Origin of the sequence: Calothrix sp. NIES-2098 (assembly GCF_963875125.1) — a bacterium.
GTDB lineage: Bacteria > Cyanobacteriota > Cyanobacteriia > Cyanobacteriales > Nostocaceae > Aulosira.
Genome location: NZ_CAWNKJ010000001.1, coordinates 1264625 through 1284784 on the forward strand (window position 1 = coordinate 1264625; position 20160 = coordinate 1284784).

The window sequence follows — 20160 nt, forward strand, 5'->3', positions numbered from 1 at the left end:
AACGGACACTTTCCACTTTGGGAAAATTCCTGCATGGAAGTGTCCTCTTCTGTGGTTCACAAACTAATTACATAGCTGTAGCTGCTCCTGTAGTAGGCTTGGGAGGCTTAACCTCTGCGCCTACACTTGTGCGATACAGTTCTACTAAACGCTGTTCGTATGCCAATAAATCTTGGTAAATTTGTTTGAAAATAGCAGTGGCAACCGGATCGGTAAACTGGGCACACAAATTGCCAATATCGCCAATTCCGGTTTGCAAATCGCCCAAAGCGCAGCGTATTTGATAGACGTCATCGCTACCTGTGAAGGCAGTTTTGACTTTGGCATATTGTTCGGAGATATTTGCAGCTAAGGAGGGTTTCTCTCCCAATCTGTCGAGGTATGTTTCCAGTGTCTGAATATGGCGCTGTTTTGTACCAATCAGTTCTTGAAAAATGGATCTGGCTTCAGTGTTGGATTCTTTTTCGAGGTACTTCTCTAAGGCTTCTAAAGAATAACGCTCGCCCGCCAAAGCAGTATTCACACCTTTAACAACATCTCCTTTAGTGGAACCACCCCAAGCATCAGCTAATTTCCACCATTCAGCAGATGTATCGGTTTCGGTTGGTAAGGCCGCATCTTTGCCACCGTAACCTAAACGGCTCAAAATTCCTGTGGTAAAGATTGCTAAATCTCCTGGTTCGCGAGAAGTAATTAAATTGCCATCAACTACTAGCGGCTCATCGATAAAGTTTGCACCAGCATTGATGATGTCTTTGCGAATCGCACTAAAACCAGTAATGCGTTTACCTTTGAGCAAATCGCCTTCAATCAACAGTTGCGGGCCGTGACAAACCGCAGCCACCCATTTTCCTTGTTGTACAGCTTCTTGTACAAAGCGTACTGTGTTGGGATTGCGCCGCATTTTATCGGGAGCCATACCGCCAGGAATTACTACTGCATCATATTCCGCTGCGATCGCCTCTGTGGTAGTTGCATCAGCTTGGGTACTAAGTTTACCTTGTTTACCCTTATATTTCTCATTCATGCGAGAACCGAGGATGACTACCTCCATTCCTGCTTGTTTTAAGCCATTATAAGGCACAGTAAATTCTGCATCCTCGACTCCATTTTCAATGAGGATTGCAACTTTTTTCTTACCGGAATGGTTGTTATGGTTCACCATCTGATTTTTCCTATGTCACTGTATAATTCAACTAACTAAAATAGTCAACTAATTTGGTAATTCGCTTCATCAAAAAGGCTGATTTTTGAGCGCATCTTCATCAATTTTGAATTGTCAATTATGAGGGAACCTCGCTAGTCGGTGCGGTAGTAAACAGTTCTTCGTAATCGTGCGAGAAATGGGTGTGAAAAGCAGTAAATTTTTCTGGTGTAACTGCATTTTCTAAGACTGCAAATACAGCACGTACATGAGTTACAGCAGTTACTGGGTCAATATCTTCCTTTTGACTTGTACGAGCAATAAATTCTTGTAAATTGAAAGATTGTTCCGATTCTCCCTGATTTGTTGCTAAATAATTTCTCAGTTCATCAGGTAACTGGGCAGCTAATTCATTGGCTTCATCAGATCCAATCCTTTCTTTAATTGTTTCTAATGTGGCACGGGTAGCTCGTTCTGCTTCTGCACGAGAATTCGATTGAGCTAGGCTTTGTACATGGGTAATAAACTCGTTGTATTCCACTGTGTACCTCCGGTTCTCCCGATAAATGCTATGGTTTAGCATTCAAATAGCTGAAAGCACAAATAAAATTCAAAAAATATTGATTTGATAAATCCTGAGAGTTTTTGAATAAAAATTAGTTATAAGCAATAAGCAAATAAGTAAAACTTTTATGTTTATTAACTTATTACTCATAACTAATAACTTCAACTACACGGGGTTTGACCATGAATTCATATTTACCAGAGTATGGTTCAAACACTAAATTAACGTCGTTCCCAAGGGATAGATTCTTTTATTTCTAAAGTAATACATCCTTAGTTAGACAAGCTTATGTGAGGAAAAGGTTATGGTAAAGATGCAGAAATGGCGAGAATTATGGCAGAAAAAAATCGTAATGAAGAAATAAACCCTGATGATTTGCCTCAAGCAATAACAGAATCTTACGGCACTGGAGTAAAAGACCTACCAGGATATAATATTGGTGGGCGTTCTATGCAAGCAGAACGACGCGAGTATACAGAAACTAGCCCAGAACTCACTGGCGGCGATGTTGACGCTTATTGGGAAGATGCAGATGCAGTTGGAGATGAAGCAGTTGGTGGTACTGTCGCGACTCCCGATCAAAATGTCACTGAGGAATTAGAAGCAGCCGTTGGGCTAGAAATGGACGATCGCTCTTTTCTCCGCACTAATGATATTTTAGAAGAGCGTGACGATCGCCGTTGGGAGTTAGATCCGATGTCTTCTGAAGATTATCAAGAACGCAAATAGCTCTGTCTTCTGTAAAAGGTTCAGAGTCTATTGCCAATCTCACTCTATCTTGGCATTAAGTATAGATAGAGTGTTTTTACTGTAAGTGATTATACTCTAATATAAATATATAAGCTTCTATCGACTAACTGAGAACAGTTAAATTATGATTACCAAGCTGATTTTCTGAGCTATTTGATTAATGGCTGGAAATTAAGTATAATTACTGATAGACATTCTAAATTTTACGCATTTAAATAAAACGTGATTCCAGCTAAAAGCTAATTTCCGAGTTTGTACTGAAACTACAAAATTTTTGATTGGCAGACTTCTCTCAAAAAAATAGCCAAAAAGTAGGATAGTGGTACAGTTTGGTAAAATGTGTCTTTTGGCTAGTGTAGGTTTACTTTTAACTGCAATCGGCTTTGCAGTTTGATTGTTTGTATACTCATATCAATTTTTCTGTATAGCTCTTAGCTAGAAGTAAAAACGAATCTCTTGTTTTCTAGCTAATTTGAGTCACAGAGTATTGATAATTAACTGTCTTTTTATCCGAGCAAAACTAACCAAAACCTAACAAATTGAGTTGAGATACAAAACTCTCATTAGGTCTGGGGTTCGCTACCATTAAACAAAATAAACAAATTGGGTTCGGGAATTCTTCACCTTAAGTTAAGCTGCTTCACTTTCCCGAATCTTAGTTGTCTAATACAAATTCTAGAATTAGTCTAAAACTGATGTCAGATTTAAACGTCTATCAATTAATTGACACAGAAGTATATAAACTGAGCAAATCCCTGAATTCGTTAATAGGAATAATCAGCCTTTTCCGTTTGGTAGGCTATAGTTTATTGCTATTAGCATTTTTAGATTTAGTCGATATATTGTTTCCTCTACAATTTAGGAATCATGTTTGGGAATTGCAAACGACGGGAGCGCTAGTGGAACAGGTTACTATACCATTAATTGCTATCTTGCTAGTATTTGCTGGTAAGTTAGAAAAGCGCTTGAAATGGGAAATTGTTATCTTGGGGCTATTATCTAGATTAACTTTATTAGTTGGATTATTGTATATATTACTAATTCCTTTAGGGATTAGTAGTAGTGTAAGTTTGTACAATGCTAATCTTCAACAATTCAATAACGGATATAATCAACAGGTATTTCCTAGCAATCAATTTGAACATCAAGTTAGCCAAGCAACATCAAGAGAATTTCCAAGTCGCTCATCCGATGAAAACAGTTTTCAAGCCAGCAACAGTCCAGTAATCTTAGAATTTAATTCCGATCGGCAAGAACTAGAGTTACAGCAATATTCTGGAATCAAGTTAATTAAGAATTCGGTGAAATGGAATCTAGGAGCTTTAGTTTCTGCTGTTTTATTTATTAAAATTTGGCAAAAAACTGTCTGGGCGAGAGAATTAAGTTGATTGTTAAACTATTGATTTTTCATGCTAACTTTCTCAGGCAAATCTTTGGATCTCAATTAGATAACCATCAGGATCGCGTAAAAAACAATGATAAATCTGGTACTTTTCATTAAATGTCGGTGGTTTTTCAAATTCAACACCACGCTTTTGTAGGTACTCAAACCATTCATCTACTTGTTGAGTTACCAAGGTAAAAATATAGGACTTACGCAATTGGCACAAATAGCAGGCAGGGCACAGCCCTGACACGCGACAATATAAATCAAACCAAGTACATAAAAATACTTGGGCGCTTCAGTTGCTGAATTAAATAATTAGAAAGCAAGTTATGCTTGATTTGATAGATAGTTTTGCCAGTTCTATAGGCTAAATTCTTTAACCTAACCCAAACCAACATTGCACAAGCAATATGATTTCTTTGGAGTCTAGCTTTCCGACACTGGCAAGATTCAATGCCAGTTAGTTGTTTAATTTCCCTGTGAAACTCCTCTATTTTCCAACGAATTTTACACACCTGTTGTACAACATCCGTGGAACTTTGAGATAAATCGTTAGTGGCGACATAATCCGTTCTGTTGGTAGAAACAGTAACCCGGAATAGTTTCACTTTTTTATTAGCTGGGAATCCTTTAATTTTTATGATTTTACCACAGTCTAATTCTTCTTGGTTCCATTCTAATAATTCAATCCGTTTATATTTTTCTTGACCAAATGTATCATCAACTAAACGATTATTTTTTAAAGGGCAATAATAAATTTTGTCTAAGCTATCAATATATAGCATTAAACTGTGTACCGCATACCATGTATCCATCAAAACAGTATCAAATGGTAAAAGCTTATGATACACAAGGTTTTGGAGCATATCTTTCACATGGTCTATCTTGGTTTTCCCATCGACATCAGGATTAAAAATTCGATAATCTATGACCCAAAATCTTTGAAGTGTAGGGTTGACATACACGCAGCTAACTACACCAATGCCTTTCAGGACACCATGCTCATTACCACTATATTGTCTTCTGACTATTTCTATTTCTTCAGAATACTTTTTATCTAAAACGCTATCATCAAATATGATGTAACCATTTTCATCAGACTCAACGACCTCTTTCACGTTATCCCATAGTAAACGAGGTGTTAATTTTTCGGTTTTCAAATAATAGTTAATTGCGTCATGACTAATACTCTCTAAATGCTCTGCCAAATTGGTAATTGTATAATTAATTTGACTACTTAATAAATATTGGCAGTAATTAAGCTTAGTAAATCTCATTACCCTTAGCGAAATTTATCTAATATAACCTCTACCTATTTTCTCACGAATATTTCGATAGTACTTCCAAGACAGCGACTTCTATTACGAAGGCAAAGCTTTCAAAATCAGATTTAATTAATACATATGTACTATGAACTAACGATCGCATTGTGCCAGTTGCGTAAGTCCTGAAATAATACTGGATGGTTCAACATTAGTTTTTGTAATAGACTCTCCACTTTTTTGGCATAACCCCAAGTACCCAGAACCGGTAACAGTATAAATCCGGCAGGTACCTTGGTCGAGCCATAACTGAAAACCAAGCTGGTCTTCATAGAACCGGGTTGAAGCTTCAAGATCTTGGGTATATAAAAAGGTAATTTGTCGATCAATTGGCGGGCGATCGCACATTGGATAGATTAATGGTACAAATTTGAGCTATGCTAAACTCAGTTTAGCTTTTCTGTTGAGAGCGAATTTAAGTTTGGGAATCTCACAGGATAATTGATTTACCGATCTCAAAGAAGCTGGCTAATGTGGAGCAGACCTCAGTTATGCCGACTTTGGCGGTGTAGTTCTCCTCAAGACTGACTTCAGTGGGGTTATTTCACAAGATAGCGCAGAAAAGAGATCGGGTTGATGAGAATGTAATCAGTATCCCCTGTTTTGTCATCTGCTAATTATCCTGCTTGTCTTGCGTAATCCTTACTCCTACTAAACTCTGAGCAGGCTTTGAAAACTTTGCCCACCTCAGGTTAATTTTTGAAAAGTTTAGTTTCCTTGCTTATCTATATAGCCATAGAGTTATATAGAAATTAAAAAATTAGGAATTGGGTATGAGTAGCGATTTAGCAACCAAGTTACGGGAAGGAACAAAACACTCCCATACAATGGCGGAAAATACGGCGTTCATGAAATGTTTCCTGAAAGGGATTGTGGAAAAAGAGCCGTTTCGGAAACTGATAGCGAACTTGTATTTGGTTTACAGTTCGTTGGAAGAACAGCTTCAGCGTTATAGCACTCATCCTGTAGTCAGTCGGATTTATTTTCCGCTGTTGAACCGCAAGACAAATTTAGAGAAAGACCTCGCTTTTTACTACGGTGAAGATTGGCGCGAACAAATAGCGGCGCTGGAAGCTGGTAAAGTTTATGTGGATCGCATCAATGAAGTAGCCAACAGCGAACCTGCATTATTAGTTGCTCATGCGTATGTTCGCTACATGGGGGATTTATCAGGGGGACAGAGTTTGAAAAAAATTGTCCGTTCAGCACTGGAATTACCAGCAGATAAAGGAACTGGACTGCATGAATTTGAGCAACTACCTACAATTGAAGCTATCAGAGCATTTAAAGGACAGTATCGTGATGCTTTAAATGCATTACCAGTAGATGATGCTTTAGCTGAAAAAATTGTTGCAGAAGCAAATTATGCTTTTGAACTCAATCGTAATGTTGTCCATGAGTTAGAAGCTGATGTGAAAACTGCAATTGGCGATCGCGTTTTTGATTTGATTACGCGCCAAGATTTACCTGGTAGCACAGAACGCTCACCCGGTCATACTTCAGTAGAACTAGTTGCAGCTGAATAAGCATCAACATCCAAAGTGAAATTGAAGGAACGAGTGTAGGTATCTTTTCTCTCCAAACTGGATACCTGCACTGATGAAAATGCATACCATTTGAGATTTTGGATTTTGAAATAGTTAGTAACTCAACTTTTAGCAATCCATCTTTCATCAATTGGTATCAGGACTTTAATTTGCCATCGTAAAAGCTTTTGGTGAATCATACTCACAAGAGTAATTTTAAATTCCCCTATAGCCACTAACACCGGATTAAGACATTCAAGGTTATTAGCATCATGAAACTTGCAACGCAAACAGTTCAATTCAACTCGGAGTTACTCAAAAAATACGACCAAGCTTTGCCTCGATATACAAGTTATCCACCAGCAACAGAGTTAAAAGAAAATTTTGGCGAGTTGGATTTGCGATCGGGCATTGCAGTTGGTAATTATAAAAATATTCCTCTCTCTCTCTATTTTCATATACCTTTTTGTGAAACTGCCTGCTATTTTTGCGGTTGCAATACAATTATTACCAAAAAGAAAGAAATAGTAGATCCATATTTAAATTATGTGGTGCGTAACATCCGACAACTTTCTGGGCTAATTTCCTCAAAGCGCCAAGTACATCAATTACATTTTGGCGGGGGGACGCCTAATTATTTAACTAAGCAGCAGATGGATTTTCTCTGGAATACTATTAATAGCCAATTCAATTTAGATCCACAAGCAGAAGTTTCCATTGAGATTAATCCTAGATATGTTGATAAAAACTATATCTTTTTCTTGAAGAACTTAGGCTTTAACCGCATTAGCTTTGGCATTCAAGACTTTAACCACCAAGTGCAAGCCGCTATTAACCGCGTCCAACCGGAAGCTATGCTTTTTGATGTGATGGAATGGATTCGGGATGCAGGATTTGAAAGCGTTAATGTTGATTTAATTTATGGTTTACCTTATCAAAGCCTCGATACATTTAAAAACACAATTGCCAAAACTATAAAACTCGATCCCGATCGCATTGCGGTTTTTAACTTTGCTTACGTACCTTGGATGAAGCCCGTACAAAAAAAGATTCCGCAGTCAGCATTACCTCAAGCTTCAGAAAAATTAGATATTCTTCAGATGACTATTGAAGAATTAACGGCGAATGGTTATTGGTTTATTGGTATGGATCACTTTGCCAAACCTAACGATGAACTGACTATCGCCCAAAAACAAGGACAACTCCACAGAAATTTCCAGGGATACACAACAAAACCAGAATCGGATTTATTTGGCTTTGGCATTACTTCGATTAGTATGCTGCATGATGTTTACGTACAAAATCTTAAGCAGCTAAAAAGTTATTATCAAGCAATTGATACTGGCAAGATACCAATTGAAAAAGGCGTCAGTCTAAATCGAGACGATATTCTGCGTCGGACTGTAATTATGGAATTGATGTGTCAATTCCAGCTATCAATTAATGATGTCGAAGAAAAATATCATATAGCTTTTGATACGGATTTTAACGAATATTTTGCTAGAGAATTATCTGAGTTGAAATTGCTAGAAGCTGATGGATTAATTCGGATGATACCCAATGGTATTGAGGTGACACCGAGTGGCAGATTACTGATCCGCAACATTGCATCAATTTTTGATGCTCATACCAGACAGCGAAAAAATGCAGCTTTTTCTAAAGCAATTTGATTTGAAGGATGAAGTTTGAAAGATAAAGTATGAAGTCAAGAAATTCATCCTTTATCCTTTATCCTTCATCCTTCCTTCGTCCTCTTTCAAGCAGCAGGAAGAAAACTATGCGTATCATGATGATTCAACCCAACTATCATTCTGGTGGTGCGGAAATTGCAGGTAATTGGCCGCCCAGTTGGGTTCCTTATGTTGGTGGAGCATTAAAACAGGCTGGCTTTACCAATATCCGCTTTGTTGATGCGATGACAGACTATATTCCTGATGATGTGTTAGCAGAAATTATCGCTAAATATCAACCGGATGTGGTGTTAGCAACGGCGATTACGCCGATGATTTATCAATCGCAAATAACATTACAAATTGTTAAACAAGTTTGCCCCAACGCCAAGACAATTATGGGTGGGGTTCACCCTACCTATATGTACAATGAAGTGCTGAACGAAGCACCTTGGGTAGATTATATTATTCGCGGTGAAGGCGAAGAGATTACAGTTAATTTACTACGGGCGATCGCTAATGGTACTGTTGAGAGCGATCGCCGGAATATTTTAGGTATTGCCTTCCTCGAAGATGGTAAAGTAGTCGCTACACCAGCCCATCCGCCAATTGCTGACCTAGATACCCTCACTCCAGATTGGGATCTCTTAGATTGGCAGAAATATATTTACACGCCTCTGAATGTGCGGGTAGCTGTGCCCAATTATGCTAGAGGATGCCCATTTACCTGTCGTTTTTGCTCTCAATGGAAATTCTGGCGCAAATATCGTTCTGGTTCTCCTAAGCGCTTTGTGGATGAAATTGAAATTTTGGTGAAAAAACACAAGGTAGGCTTTTTCATTCTTGCTGACGAAGAACCAACAATCAATAAACCGAAATTTATTGCGTTATGTAATGAATTAATCGAGCGCAATTTGGGTGTTTATTGGGGAATTAATACCAGAGTCACAGATATTTTGCGCGATGAAAAAGAACTACCGCTTTACCGCAAAGCCGGACTAGTTCACGTTTCTTTAGGTACAGAAGCCGCAGCCCAATTAAAGTTAAATTTGTTCCGCAAAGAAACCACAATTGAACAAAACAAACGGGCAATTCAACTGTTAAAGCAAAATGGGATGATTGCCGAAGCGCAATTTATTATGGGTTTAGAAAACGAAACCCCAGAGACAATCGAACAAACCTATAAAATGGCGCTAGATTGGAAACCAGACATGGTGAACTGGAATATGTTTACCCCTTGGCCATTTTCGGAATTATTTCAGGAATTAGGCGATCGCGTCGAAGTACGAGATTATTCTCAATATAACTTTGTGACGCCCATCATGAAGCCAGAAGCAATGGAACGGGAAGATGTTCTCAAAGGCGTGTTGCGGAACTACGCCCGTTTCTATTTGCGTAAGACTATTGAATATTGGTTTGTTAAAGATCCCTTTAAGCGGAAATATCTTTTAGGCTGCTTGAAAGCTTTTGCTCAAACTACCCTCAACAAACGCTTCTACAACCTGAAACGGGTGAAATATAAAGGGTTACACACCGAAATCGAGTTAGGTTTTGATGAGTCTAAGATTCTCACTCGTGAAGAAATTGCTAAACGCAAAGAACAACATCCAGAATTGTCAGCGGATGTGAATTTTACTGGCAATATTGGCGATATTTCTGCTTGTGGCGCACCCAACGATCTACCAGAGTATCAAGGTGAAGAACAAGATGTGCCCAGCATGAAAATATAAGAAATGAGAAATAATTACTAATTCGTAATTATTAGGGATAGAGCAAGAGCTAATTAATGACGAATTACTTTGATTCTCCCACACCTGTAACTAAAGGTGTGGGATTCTTATTTCGCAAGGCTTTTAGTTGTGCTTTGTGAAAATTATTCGTGGCTTTGTATTTTGAGGAAAACACACGCTATCTACAAAACCTGGGATAGTTTACACAAAGAATATTAGAGGTTGCAATGATATTTTTTCGTCGCGCATCAATTTCTCAAAATTCTCCTAGCAGCTTTGCTGGATGTCATACCCAGAAAGAGCAAGCTTTACTTGTGTTAAAACTGTAAAACAACATTTGACTCTAAAGGCATAATAGCGGTAGCAAAATGTGTGGTTTGGGTATCGGGGTTAACCCATTCTTTTACGAGTACAAACTCAGTCTCTGGGTCGTAAAATAAAACTGCTAAGGATATCTGACCTTCCCAGCAATAGTGGACGTTTCCATCCTTAGAGAAGTACACAGCACCTCTTCCATGTGCGTAGAAACCACGTAAGGCAGTCCTAGTAAGAGTATTCCAAGAAACATATTTCATCATGCCACCTCGTAGACTAATATTTCATATCGCTTCATCCCAGATATACTTGCTAAAACATTGCCCATCCGTATAAAAACTGAGATTTGTAATATTTTTTTGTTGTGTCCGCTTTTTGGGAATTTAAGCCATTATCAACCTGATATTAAGCTGATGATTTCAACAGTCGAAAAGTAATTTTATTTTTTAATTAGCGAAAATAGTGAAGCGATCGCTCATCTCATGTCCGCCGCGAGTGGAACGCGGTAGAACGACGCAATCCCAAAACCTTTGCGATTGCTACCCTCCGGTCGCAATGACAAGTTTTTAAACAGACATGATATCAACCATACGTGTCAATTTAAGCTAAAAATAGCTTGACGCTTGGCTTCCTCACCCACATAGGAATAAATTCTTATGCTAATAGCGGATGATTAAGTAAGGGAAATTTTTTTAGTAATTGCAATACAACCAGCTACTACAAAAAAAGCAAACTCCGCTAAGAGAAATGCTCCTAATGATGTGATGATTGACTGTTTGATTAAAATTGATACTAAAGCAGTAGCTCCAGCAATGCCGCTAAAATATAAGCCAGTAGCTAAACCCGCTTGATGATAGAGTACTTTTCCTAAGCAGAAGGGAATCATACTCACAAAAATGAAGCCAAAACTCACGCCAAAAGCTACGATAAAACCTACAACGAATGAGTCGATATCGTTTAACAATGCTAGCCCCATTAAGCCTGTCATTGTGCCTAAGCCAAGTAGCATTGCTTTATTAGCGCCTATTTGTGCTGTCCATTCTCCTAAAATCATAGAAGCGATCGCTGCTACTATAAGTATGCCAGAGGTAATAAATTCTAATCTAATACCAGGAAATTGAAGTTGTAATTCTTGAGGAAATAAAGACATTAATAGATTTATTTCTAATCCTGTTCCCAAACCAACTACAAAAATTAAAATTAATAATAACGTAGGAGTATTAGCTGGAATCTCATCATTGAGAGGATAAGGCTTTAAGGTATGAAAGGGAGTTAACGATCGCAAAATATATCCTCCCATAATCAAGGCGATCGCTCCCAACAAGAAAGTCATGGATGCACCAATATTTTTGATAAAAATATTCAATACAGGAGCAATGGCTCCGATGAATGCAAATACAAATACTAAAACAGCATTTGCTTGAGGTAATTCGGTTACAGGTACGAACTGGGTTAATAATGCGATCGCTGGGGCGCGAAAAATAATGATGGCTATTACCCACATAGTCATTAGCGCGGGTACTAACCAACGGATGCCTCCTGTTAAATTCTGTTCTACTAACAGAGAGACAATTACAAAAATCGTACCTGCAAGCGTTACCCCGACACTAATCATGGGTAAGCGATTACCGAAACGCTGTTGAATGCGATCGGAAAATTGCCCAATGAAGGGTTCGATAACTGTAGCAAGTAACCCTTGCATTATTCCCAACCAACCTGCTAATTCTACAAATTCCAGCTTTTGTAAAATTTTTGGTTGATAGAAACTATAAGCCATCCAACTAAAGATAATTCCAGCCTCTAAAGCAGCTAATCCCCAAACTTGTCGCCATAAAATCCCCGGACGGGAATCGAAAGAGTTAACCATACATAACTTTGCCTTACTTGCTTGCATTAGTGGTGCGATTGATCGCAACTCTGCTCAAAAAATGGCACGAACAATTGCATAATGCAGAGGTCGCAAACCACAGATTAATTACTACTTAGCTTGAGCTTTGAGGAAATATGCACTCCCCAAACTAAAAACCTATCGTTTGCTAATAACGCACAAACAACTCATCTGATAAGCCATTCTCTTTTGCTGATGAAAAAGTAGTAGTTTCACTTGAGATGTTGTTGATAACACTTTCACCACATAGCAGCCATTGGTAAAATTTTCCTATTATTAAAAAACTGATATCTTTATATCTTATAATCCGTGTAGCCGATCCACCTGAGGGTTTATCCCCATTTACCAAGTATAAATATTCAGCAAATTCGAGTATAAATTTTTAAGTTATCAGTATTTATTAATTCGACTAGCAGCTTTTTCTCAACCATAACTTTTAGGGATTTGCTGCTAGTTTTAAACAGTTTAAGTAGATAAGTATGAATATGTATTTATTGCTTGATGTCAGTTATTTCTGCTTCCAGCAACATTACAGTGATGTTTCAGTTTGCTATGAGACGGTTAGCAGTCACATAACTTGCTAAACTAGCATCGACTGTTGTTGAATTTGCTAATTTACCAAACTTGAGGGAAATACCAGTTAGCTACAATCTTCGGAGATCGCGCAAATCAACATACCCGCTGCATCTACAAAACAGTCCGAAAGTCTATAATACAAGCTGTTTGAATGCCTCGTAACGCTATTATGCTACTTGGATGAGCGCTAGCCAACTTTACATGACTATGATTTTTGCTACCTACTGTTGCACCCATCAAGTTATCAGACTATAAAGTGTCAACGCCTTAACATTTGGCAGTAAGTTAGGAATTTTGAGTATTTTACTGATTAACTCACTATCATAATTATCTTTATTATCCATTCAACAGGAGGAGGCAATGTCAAAAAACATACTAAATATTAATTTAGTGCCTGTTGTTTCACTCGTACTGGCGATGGGAACTGTAGGGTGTGTCAACCAAGCTTCAAGCACTTCATTTACTCAAACCACTACTAGAGTTAATTATAATCTTCCGCGAGTCGTTGCTACAACAAGTATAATATGTGACTTTGCTAAACAAATTGCTCAGAATACAGTTAACCTTACCTGCTTGATTCCTCCAGGTGTAGACCCCCATCTTTATCAGCCAAAGCCAGAAGATCGCAAAGCTATAGAACAAGCTAATCTGATTCTTTATAACGGCTATAATTTGGAACCAGGATTAATTAGGCTAATTAAAGCCACTAAAAGCACTGCGCCTAAAATTGCGGTTGCGCCACTTGCAGTACCCAAACCTCAAAAATTTCGGGAAGATGGCAATATAGTCACCGACCCTCACATCTGGCACAATGTCAAGAATGCGATCGCAATGGTGAAAGTAATTAGCAGCAACTTGAGCAAGTTAGATTCCAGCAATGCCCAAACTTATAGCAGCAATCAGATAAAAATTAACAACGAACTCACCCAACTAAATCGCTGGATTGAGTCCAGAATCGCTAGTATTCCGACTAATAAACGCACATTAGTCACCCCTCATAATGGTATGAGCTATTACACTCAAGCTTACGGTCTTTCATTAGTAGGAACTTTAGAAGGTGTCAGCACCAAAGAAAGACCAACAAGTACTCAAGTAAAAAATTTGGCGAAAAGCATTCAAAAAACCAAAGTCCCGACAGTTTTTCCTGAGACAGCAATTAACTCTGATGTTTTTCAGGCTGTAGCTGGAGAAACTACAGTCAAAGTTTCTGAAAGAAGGCTTTACACTGATGGGTTAGGAGAAGCGGGAAGCGCGGGAGAAACCTATCGAAAAATGATGGCAGCTAATACGCGCACAATTGTCGAAGGTTTGGGAGGAACTTACCTGATATTTGAACCGAAAACTTCAAATTAGTGCTAGCAGGCTAAAGATTTTGTAGTTGTTCGCGATTATTTGTCTAATCTTGTAAGTCAAATATTTCGGATATTAGTTGCTCAAAAGTTCCCGAATTATCATATTTAGCAGTGAGGCGTTTATATTTGTTGGGAGGAAAGAATTTACCAGCTATAATCTCAAATGCTTCTCCCAATTTCAGTTTTTCGGGAATATTCACAACAACACCACCAGGTAAAAAGAATGTCTTGTTTTTACCTACGGTTGGGTCTAATAAAAGTTCGTGAATTTCTTCAGGTTGGGAAATGTTTAAATTAGGTGCGATCGCTTGTTTTGTACCAATCCAATTTCCTGCTAAAGTTTCTATCTCTGTGCCCATCGCAGGCATTTCTGGAAACCTAACTGAATTTTCGAGTATATATAAAATTCTCTCTAAATCGCCAGTTTCCGTATAAATACTTCCAATGCTGGTATTCCAATCTTCATGCTTCAGAAATAATTCAACGGAGAAACTGCATCCCGTTTCTAGCTTTTTATAAAACCAAGCATTAGCACCGTAATCTACAAGCACAACTGCTCTTTTAGATGGGTTAGCTGGATGTAATAATCCATCAGGCAGGTTACAAGTTTGCTTATCAATCAGCCATTGCTTTTCTAGAGTAGTTCCATCAGGCGAAGGAAATTGATTGGTGTGAGTAATTACTGTTCGATCGGCGTTTGCCCGCAAATTCCTGATACCTTGTGATGATTTAATAACTTCTTTTGTAGGAGAGTAGACAGTCCATGTACCATACATAGAACTGCCCTCTGTAGTTACAAATCCAAATAGTTTTTGCCAATGTTGCTCTTGTAGATGCGACATTTTATTAACTAAATCTGCAAATCACAGTCACAGTTACTCAGTTTCAGTTTCAATCAAAACAGTAACGGCAGCAACTGCAATCAACATTTCGTCATTTTTATCGTTGAGTGAAGCAATTGCCCGTCCTTGAACTATCATCCCACCAGACTCGACTTTGAGAGTTTTGCGACCAAAAGGCAGTACAGCTAAGACTTCCTCATGACGTACTTGTTCTGGGTATGGTACTGCTACCTGGACTTCCACAATCATCTCATTGGGGTCACTTAAACCAGCTACTTCCCAAACACCAGGTAAAGCGTTGTTAGCGATCGCATTACGTACCGCCCTAGCTGCTGCTACTGTCGGTTCCTGTCCGTGCTGATCGATTCCCATTCCCATCTCGATAATCAAACGTTTTAGCGCCACAGCCACCTCTGGGAGATTTTGCTCATTTGTTATTTCCCTTGGATTAATTGTTGCAGGTCGATGCAACTCAATTGCAGGTCGATGCAATTCAATTGTCGGGCGATACAACTCAATTGTCAGGCGATGCAATTCAATTGTCAGGCGATGCAACTCAATTGTCGGGCGATGCAATTCAATTGTTAGGCGATGCAATTTAATTGTCGGGCGATGCAATTCAATTGTTACCGGATACAATCGCATTGTCACCCGATGCAATCGCATTCAAGAACATTTGCATCCACTGCTAACCAGAAGTTGACAGAACTTTCAAACCAATGACCAATAACCAATGACAATCAATCGCCGCAAATTTCTTACCAGCTTTGGACTAGCTACCTTAGCCACTCAGTTACAACCATTGATTGCCCAAGGTCAATTATCGCCCCAAACTATTCTGAAGCCACCTCGCTTGCAAATAGGGGATACTGTTGGATTAATTGCGCCTGCCGGCATCGTCGATCCTGAAGATATCGCAGCCGCCCAGCGTAACTTTGCAGATTTAGGTTTAAAAGTCAAATTAGGGAAACATATTTTAAATCGTTATGGCTATTTAGCGGGGAAAGATAGCGATCGCGCTGCGGACTTAAACGCGATGTTTGCAGATCGATCTGTGAAAGCAATTATTGCCATGCGCGGTGGCTGGGGCTGTAATCGTATCTTACCTTTACTCAACTACCCTCGTATTCGCGCTCATCCCAAAATCTTGATCGGGTACAGCGATATTACTTCTCTATTATTAGCAATCAACGCCCGCAGCCGATTAATTACTTTTCACGGCCCGGTTGCTACTTCTACTTGGAATCAGTTTACAGTCGATTACGTTAAGCGCATCCTATTTGCTGGAGAAGCGGTGACAATGCAAAATCCTCCCACTCAAGAAGTGCAAATCTCCACCATTGCACCGGGGAAAGCTAGAGGTAAACTTGTGGGTGGTAACTTATCAGTATTAACAGCAATGGTAGGTTCGCCTTATCTACCTGCATGGAATCAAAGCATTCTATTTATAGAAGAAATCGGCGAAGATGTGTATCGTGTAGACCGGATGTTGACTCAGTTAAAAAATGCAGGGATACTGAATCGCATTGCTGGCTTGATTTTTGGACAATGCACGAATTGTAGCTTAGGCGATGCACCAAATTTTACTTTAACGCAAGTATTGCAAGATCATATACTCCCCTTAAACATTCCCGCCTGGTACGGTTCTGCGATCGGTCATATTAAAGATAAATTCACCTTGCCAGTGGGCGTACAAGTAGAAATCGATGCCAATACCGGGATAATACAATTGTTAGAGCCAGCTGTCAGTTGATATTAAGTTATTCACTTACACAAATAAGCGCGATTTAAATAAGGAAAATATAAAATTTAGGTATTTGAAGTGTGAATAGCTTTACCAAATTTTCATCTTCATCATTCAAAACTAGTGATTTTCAGCTTCTGAGTAGATTGTGAAAAAACTAGCCATTCTGGCTGCTGCTTACGTAAGTTATGTTTTATCCTTTGATTAGGGATTCTAGACTGTAGCTATCTAAATATTTATGGTTAAATAGCCATATCGAAAGACTGCTGCAATACATAAACCATATTTTATTAGTTCAATATTTTGGACATGAAGTAACTGCTCAATATAATACTCAAATCACAAAGAATGTTTTAAAAGTCTAATATTGCTCCTTCAAGTTATTACCAATGAATCTAATCTCTCGGTAGAAGTCTTTTCTACCCTGCCATAAAAACTTAAAAAATCTGTTTTCAAAAAATCATTTTCTAACCGACTTTGAGGATGCAATACTTGCGTCTTCAAAAACTTATTTTGCCAAATTTAGAAAATCAATAGTCTTATGTCAGCAGAAATCTTCTTTTTAAATCCTACCTCCTCTAGCACAAATTACGTTCAAAACTATGCTCATGCCATAGGGAGCGCTACATACTACAACTATAGTCACGCTTCTGAATCTTCATTAAGTAGTGCAGAGAGCGAGACTTTAGTTAATGGTGGTGTATCTCTTGCTATTGCTGAAGCTAGAACCACTTTTATCAACGATCCTACCTTTACAGATCTGTTTACCGATAGTTATAACGTAGCTTTAGATGGTACTTATGAATTAAGTTCTCAAAGTAAGACAAAAATAGTTGCTGATTTTACAGTTGGTGCTAATGAAAACTTCTCTTTTGAGTTCTCAGCAAGTTTAGCACTGGATGTTAAAGAAATTGAAAATCGTAATACTGAATTTAACTTTGCTAATTCAAAAATCGGTTTTCTTGTATTAGATACATCAGATATTAATAGACCAAAGATAATTGATTTTTTTGGCGCAAAAGGTAATTTAATATCATCTGAGAAAATTGGCAATGTGAGATTTCTACCTAGTAATAGAGTTAGCATTACTGGTAGCGATCGCAGCTACGATATTGATGGTAATAATGGACAAGATTTTGCTAATGGTTTGGCTAATGGCAGTTATCAACGGACTTTTAATCATGATAGCAAGATAACTATAGTAGAAATTAATGATAGCACCACCGCAATCAAGGGAGACACTTTAATTGGTAACTTAGGCCAAGATGTTACCTACGGCACTATCTGGAATGATACTCTCGTAGGAGACAGCAATGCGAATAAAATTTATGCCAGCTTAGGGGATGATGTAGTTTTTGGAAACGGAGGTAATGACACTATAGAAGGAGGTCGAGGAAACGATCTTTTAAATGGCGGCGATGGTATTGACAAAATTTCTGGAGGATTGGGCAATGATATCTTAATTGGTGGTCGTGGTAACGATGTCTTAGTCGGTGGCGATGGCGCAGACACGTTTGTTTTCCAACAATTAGATAGCTTTTTATCCACCGATAATAATGTTATTAAAGATTTTCAAGTCAATGTTGATAAAGTCAAATTCTTGGGCTTGATACTTACTAATCAGTTAGTTGATACCCAAAATGGTGCGTTATTAACTTTAAATAATACAAAAGTTCTCTTTGAAGGTGTATTTGTTGACCAACTTAATGCATCTAATTTTGAATTTGCGTAAACCCAACTTTTAGCAGTAAAGAAGTTTACTCCTATTTTTGCAGCCGAAATTATCCTCCATATTTATGTATTACAGTTTATTTTACAAAATAACTATTGTTGGCAAAATATAACTGATTGCGACAATATTCTAAAAATTAGATAAATTTTATCTATTGCAATAATGCATAGAATGCTATCACCGGAATATTTGATTGAAATATCTAATTTTAAATAAATATAAGTAATAAGTAATATTTTGCCAATAATCAACGCGATCGCAACGGAACCCAACGACAAAATAGAAATTAGTTGGGTCTGATATCTTCAATCTCAGCTATAAAAATTATGTCTAGCTTTGGCATATTAGGACTTTAGAAGATTGAAGATTCATATTTTATTTAATCCACCTTCCCAAGTGAGAATTTTATGCTATCAGATACTCAATTTTTACAACCAACTGGCTCAACATCTAGTTCCAATCCTAACTTTGCTCAAGCCACTGGAGGAATTTCTTTCTTTAGCTACAGTCAAAATGCTTCAGATTTTTTGACTTATGCTGAAACAAATACTTTAGTCAACAATGGTGTAAGTGCGGCTATTGCGGAAGCTCAAGCCCTCTTTCTCAATGACCCAGCTTTTTCTTATATCTTTAGTAGTGTTGATGGTATTGGTTTAGATGGCACTTATCAAGGAAGCGGTAAAAGTACAACCAAAGTGGTTGCGAGTTTTGATGTTAGTGCTAATCAAACCTTTTCTTTCAATTTTGCAGCAGATACAGCATTAACAGCTAAAGAAATTGAAAATCCTCAAGCTGAATACAACCAGGCTAAGTCGAAAACTGCTTTTTTAGTATTAGATGTCTCAAATGTCAATCAACCTAAAGTCTTAGACTTTTTTGGTATGCGAGGTAACTTGATTTCTTCAAAAGAAATTGGCGATCTCAAGTTACATAGTAGCCGCAAAATTACTATTGACAATTGCGATCGCATTATTGATATTGATGGCGATAATGGCACAGACTCTGTTATCGGGACTGCTAATGGAACTTATCAACGGAAGTTCTTACAAGATAAGAAAATCGCGATAGTAGAAATTAATGAAAGTTCCGTTCAATTTAAAGGTGATACTTTAATTGGAAATTTAGGTAAAGATGTCACCTACGGCACGATCTGCAATGATAATCTTTCAGGAAGCGATCGCGCAGACAAAATTTATGGCAGTCTAGGGAAAGATCGCATCCAAGGAAAAAAAGGTGATGATATCCTCGAAGGCGGCCAAGGTAACGATACTTTAAACGGGGGACAAGGTAACGATAAACTCTATGGCAGTTGGGACGATGATGTCTTAATTGGCGGTCGTGGTAACGATATTTTAGTGGGTGGCGATGGCGAAGACACCTTTGTTTTTGAAAAAGGGGATAGCTTACTAGCTGGCGAGTACGATATCATTAAAGATTTTGAAGTTGGCATTGATAAAATTCAGTTTCTGGGTTGGAACAGTATAGCTAAGATGGTTGATACCCAAGATGGTACTTTATTAACTTTGAATCCAGGTGGAAAACTTTTGTTAGAAGGGTTAAATATCAGTCAACTCAATCCTGCTGACTTTCTGTTTTCATAATTATTCTTTCTGGTCT

The 20160-nt window shown here is 38.1% G+C and carries 18 protein-coding genes; 9 read left to right on the plus strand and 9 right to left on the minus strand.

The genetic code is table 11. From position 1 onward, the window contains the following. Positions 1-67: 67 nt before the first annotated feature. Together AACU33_RS05330 and AACU33_RS05335 are read right to left on the minus strand one after the other, a co-directional pair. On the minus strand, positions 68-1165 hold the full coding sequence (locus AACU33_RS05330) for a DJ-1/PfpI/YhbO family deglycase/protease (RefSeq protein WP_096587377.1): 1098 nt from the start codon (positions 1163-1165) through the stop codon (positions 68-70). 118 nt (positions 1166-1283) lie between these two features. Continuing rightward, positions 1284-1685, minus strand: coding sequence for a DUF2267 domain-containing protein (locus AACU33_RS05335; protein ID WP_096587378.1), 402 nt, complete (start codon positions 1683-1685; stop codon positions 1284-1286). A gap of 357 nt (positions 1686-2042) precedes the next feature. Here AACU33_RS05335 and AACU33_RS05340 point away from each other — a divergent pair, with 357 nt between their 5' ends. Beyond that, positions 2043-2438, plus strand: coding sequence for a DUF6335 family protein (locus AACU33_RS05340; RefSeq protein ID WP_096587379.1), 396 nt, complete (start codon positions 2043-2045; stop codon positions 2436-2438). 716 nt (positions 2439-3154) lie between these two features. Beyond that, on the plus strand, positions 3155-3847 hold the full coding sequence (gene hpsJ-A, locus AACU33_RS05345; RefSeq protein WP_096587380.1) for an HpsJ-like protein, cyanoexosortase A-associated: 693 nt from the start codon (positions 3155-3157) through the stop codon (positions 3845-3847). Between the two features lie 33 nt (positions 3848-3880). Here hpsJ-A and AACU33_RS05350 read toward each other — a convergent pair whose 3' ends face one another. The 3 genes from AACU33_RS05350 to AACU33_RS37540 all read right to left on the minus strand — a co-directional run bounded on the left by AACU33_RS05350 (position 3881) and on the right by AACU33_RS37540 (position 5516). Continuing rightward, positions 3881-4060, minus strand: coding sequence for a VOC family protein (locus AACU33_RS05350; protein ID WP_339375778.1), 180 nt, complete (start codon positions 4058-4060; stop codon positions 3881-3883). 49 nt (positions 4061-4109) lie between these two features. Then, a complete protein-coding gene (locus tag AACU33_RS05355; protein ID WP_096586986.1) occupies positions 4110-5123 on the minus strand; it encodes an IS701 family transposase in 1014 nt (337 codons plus the stop codon). Between the two features lie 138 nt (positions 5124-5261). After that, positions 5262-5516, minus strand: a complete 255-nt coding sequence (locus AACU33_RS37540) for a VOC family protein (protein ID WP_096587381.1) — start codon at positions 5514-5516, stop codon at positions 5262-5264. 425 nt (positions 5517-5941) lie between these two features. Between AACU33_RS37540 and AACU33_RS05360 the strand changes: the two genes are divergently transcribed. The 3 genes from AACU33_RS05360 (at position 5942) to bchE (ending at position 10094) form a co-directional block, all read left to right on the plus strand. Beyond that, the gene (locus AACU33_RS05360) at positions 5942-6694 is read left to right on the plus strand and encodes a biliverdin-producing heme oxygenase (RefSeq protein ID WP_096587382.1); all 753 of its coding nucleotides are present in this window, start codon (positions 5942-5944) and stop codon (positions 6692-6694) included. Between the two features lie 272 nt (positions 6695-6966). After that, positions 6967-8364, plus strand: a complete 1398-nt coding sequence (gene hemN / locus AACU33_RS05365) for an oxygen-independent coproporphyrinogen III oxidase (protein ID WP_096587383.1) — start codon at positions 6967-6969, stop codon at positions 8362-8364. 107 nt (positions 8365-8471) lie between these two features. Beyond that, a complete protein-coding gene (gene bchE, locus AACU33_RS05370; protein ID WP_096587384.1) occupies positions 8472-10094 on the plus strand; it encodes a magnesium-protoporphyrin IX monomethyl ester anaerobic oxidative cyclase in 1623 nt (540 codons plus the stop codon). A 317-nt stretch (positions 10095-10411) separates the two neighbouring features. Here the strand turns inward: bchE and AACU33_RS05375 are convergent, their stop codons facing one another. Next, a complete protein-coding gene (locus AACU33_RS05375) occupies positions 10412-10672 on the minus strand; it encodes a hypothetical protein (RefSeq protein ID WP_339375779.1) in 261 nt (86 codons plus the stop codon). Between the two features lie 410 nt (positions 10673-11082). Further along, complete coding sequence (locus AACU33_RS05380) at positions 11083-12276, minus strand: MFS transporter (protein WP_096587385.1); 1194 nt, start codon at positions 12274-12276, stop codon at positions 11083-11085. A gap of 957 nt (positions 12277-13233) precedes the next feature. Between AACU33_RS05380 and AACU33_RS05385 the strand changes: the two genes are divergently transcribed. After that, entirely contained in the window at positions 13234-14226 is a 993-nt protein-coding gene (locus tag AACU33_RS05385; RefSeq protein ID WP_096587386.1) for a metal ABC transporter solute-binding protein, Zn/Mn family, read from the plus strand. Positions 14227-14269: 43 nt separating this feature from the next. Here AACU33_RS05385 and AACU33_RS05390 read toward each other — a convergent pair whose 3' ends face one another. Both AACU33_RS05390 and AACU33_RS05395 read right to left on the minus strand, forming a co-directional pair. Then, on the minus strand, positions 14270-15067 hold the full coding sequence (locus AACU33_RS05390) for a DUF3598 family protein (protein WP_096587387.1): 798 nt from the start codon (positions 15065-15067) through the stop codon (positions 14270-14272). Positions 15068-15100: 33 nt separating this feature from the next. Then, positions 15101-15472, minus strand: coding sequence for a Lin0512 family protein (locus AACU33_RS05395; protein WP_096595146.1), 372 nt, complete (start codon positions 15470-15472; stop codon positions 15101-15103). Between the two features lie 328 nt (positions 15473-15800). Between AACU33_RS05395 and AACU33_RS05400 the strand changes: the two genes are divergently transcribed. From AACU33_RS05400 to AACU33_RS05410, 3 genes are all read left to right on the plus strand, one after another. Beyond that, positions 15801-16820 (plus strand): S66 peptidase family protein, encoded by a 1020-nt coding sequence (locus tag AACU33_RS05400; protein ID WP_096587388.1) that lies wholly within the window; start codon positions 15801-15803, stop codon positions 16818-16820. Between the two features lie 532 nt (positions 16821-17352). Next, entirely contained in the window at positions 17353-18543 is a 1191-nt protein-coding gene (locus AACU33_RS05405) for a calcium-binding protein (protein ID WP_096587389.1), read from the plus strand. A 407-nt stretch (positions 18544-18950) separates the two neighbouring features. Next, complete coding sequence (locus AACU33_RS05410; RefSeq protein ID WP_096587390.1) at positions 18951-20144, plus strand: calcium-binding protein; 1194 nt, start codon at positions 18951-18953, stop codon at positions 20142-20144. Positions 20145-20160: the final 16 nt, after the last annotated feature.

Excerpts from the sequence above, each read along its gene's own strand:
- AACU33_RS05330 (WP_096587377.1), bottom strand. The coding sequence starts at position 1,165 with ATGGTGAACCATAACAACCATTCCGGTAAGAAAAAAGTTGCAATCCTC.
- AACU33_RS05340 (WP_096587379.1), top strand. The coding sequence starts at position 2,043 with ATGGCAGAAAAAAATCGTAATGAAGAAATAAACCCTGATGATTTGCCT.
- hpsJ-A (WP_096587380.1), top strand. The coding sequence starts at position 3,155 with ATGTCAGATTTAAACGTCTATCAATTAATTGACACAGAAGTATATAAA.
- AACU33_RS05355 (WP_096586986.1), bottom strand. The coding sequence starts at position 5,123 with ATGAGATTTACTAAGCTTAATTACTGCCAATATTTATTAAGTAGTCAA.
- AACU33_RS37540 (WP_096587381.1), bottom strand. The coding sequence starts at position 5,516 with ATGTGCGATCGCCCGCCAATTGATCGACAAATTACCTTTTTATATACC.
- AACU33_RS05360 (WP_096587382.1), top strand. The coding sequence starts at position 5,942 with ATGAGTAGCGATTTAGCAACCAAGTTACGGGAAGGAACAAAACACTCC.
- hemN (WP_096587383.1), top strand. The coding sequence starts at position 6,967 with ATGAAACTTGCAACGCAAACAGTTCAATTCAACTCGGAGTTACTCAAA.
- bchE (WP_096587384.1), top strand. The coding sequence starts at position 8,472 with ATGCGTATCATGATGATTCAACCCAACTATCATTCTGGTGGTGCGGAA.
- AACU33_RS05375 (WP_339375779.1), bottom strand. The coding sequence starts at position 10,672 with ATGATGAAATATGTTTCTTGGAATACTCTTACTAGGACTGCCTTACGT.
- AACU33_RS05380 (WP_096587385.1), bottom strand. The coding sequence starts at position 12,276 with ATGGTTAACTCTTTCGATTCCCGTCCGGGGATTTTATGGCGACAAGTT.
- AACU33_RS05385 (WP_096587386.1), top strand. The coding sequence starts at position 13,234 with ATGTCAAAAAACATACTAAATATTAATTTAGTGCCTGTTGTTTCACTC.
- AACU33_RS05390 (WP_096587387.1), bottom strand. The coding sequence starts at position 15,067 with ATGTCGCATCTACAAGAGCAACATTGGCAAAAACTATTTGGATTTGTA.
- AACU33_RS05400 (WP_096587388.1), top strand. The coding sequence starts at position 15,801 with ATGACAATCAATCGCCGCAAATTTCTTACCAGCTTTGGACTAGCTACC.
- AACU33_RS05405 (WP_096587389.1), top strand. The coding sequence starts at position 17,353 with ATGTCAGCAGAAATCTTCTTTTTAAATCCTACCTCCTCTAGCACAAAT.
- AACU33_RS05410 (WP_096587390.1), top strand. The coding sequence starts at position 18,951 with ATGCTATCAGATACTCAATTTTTACAACCAACTGGCTCAACATCTAGT.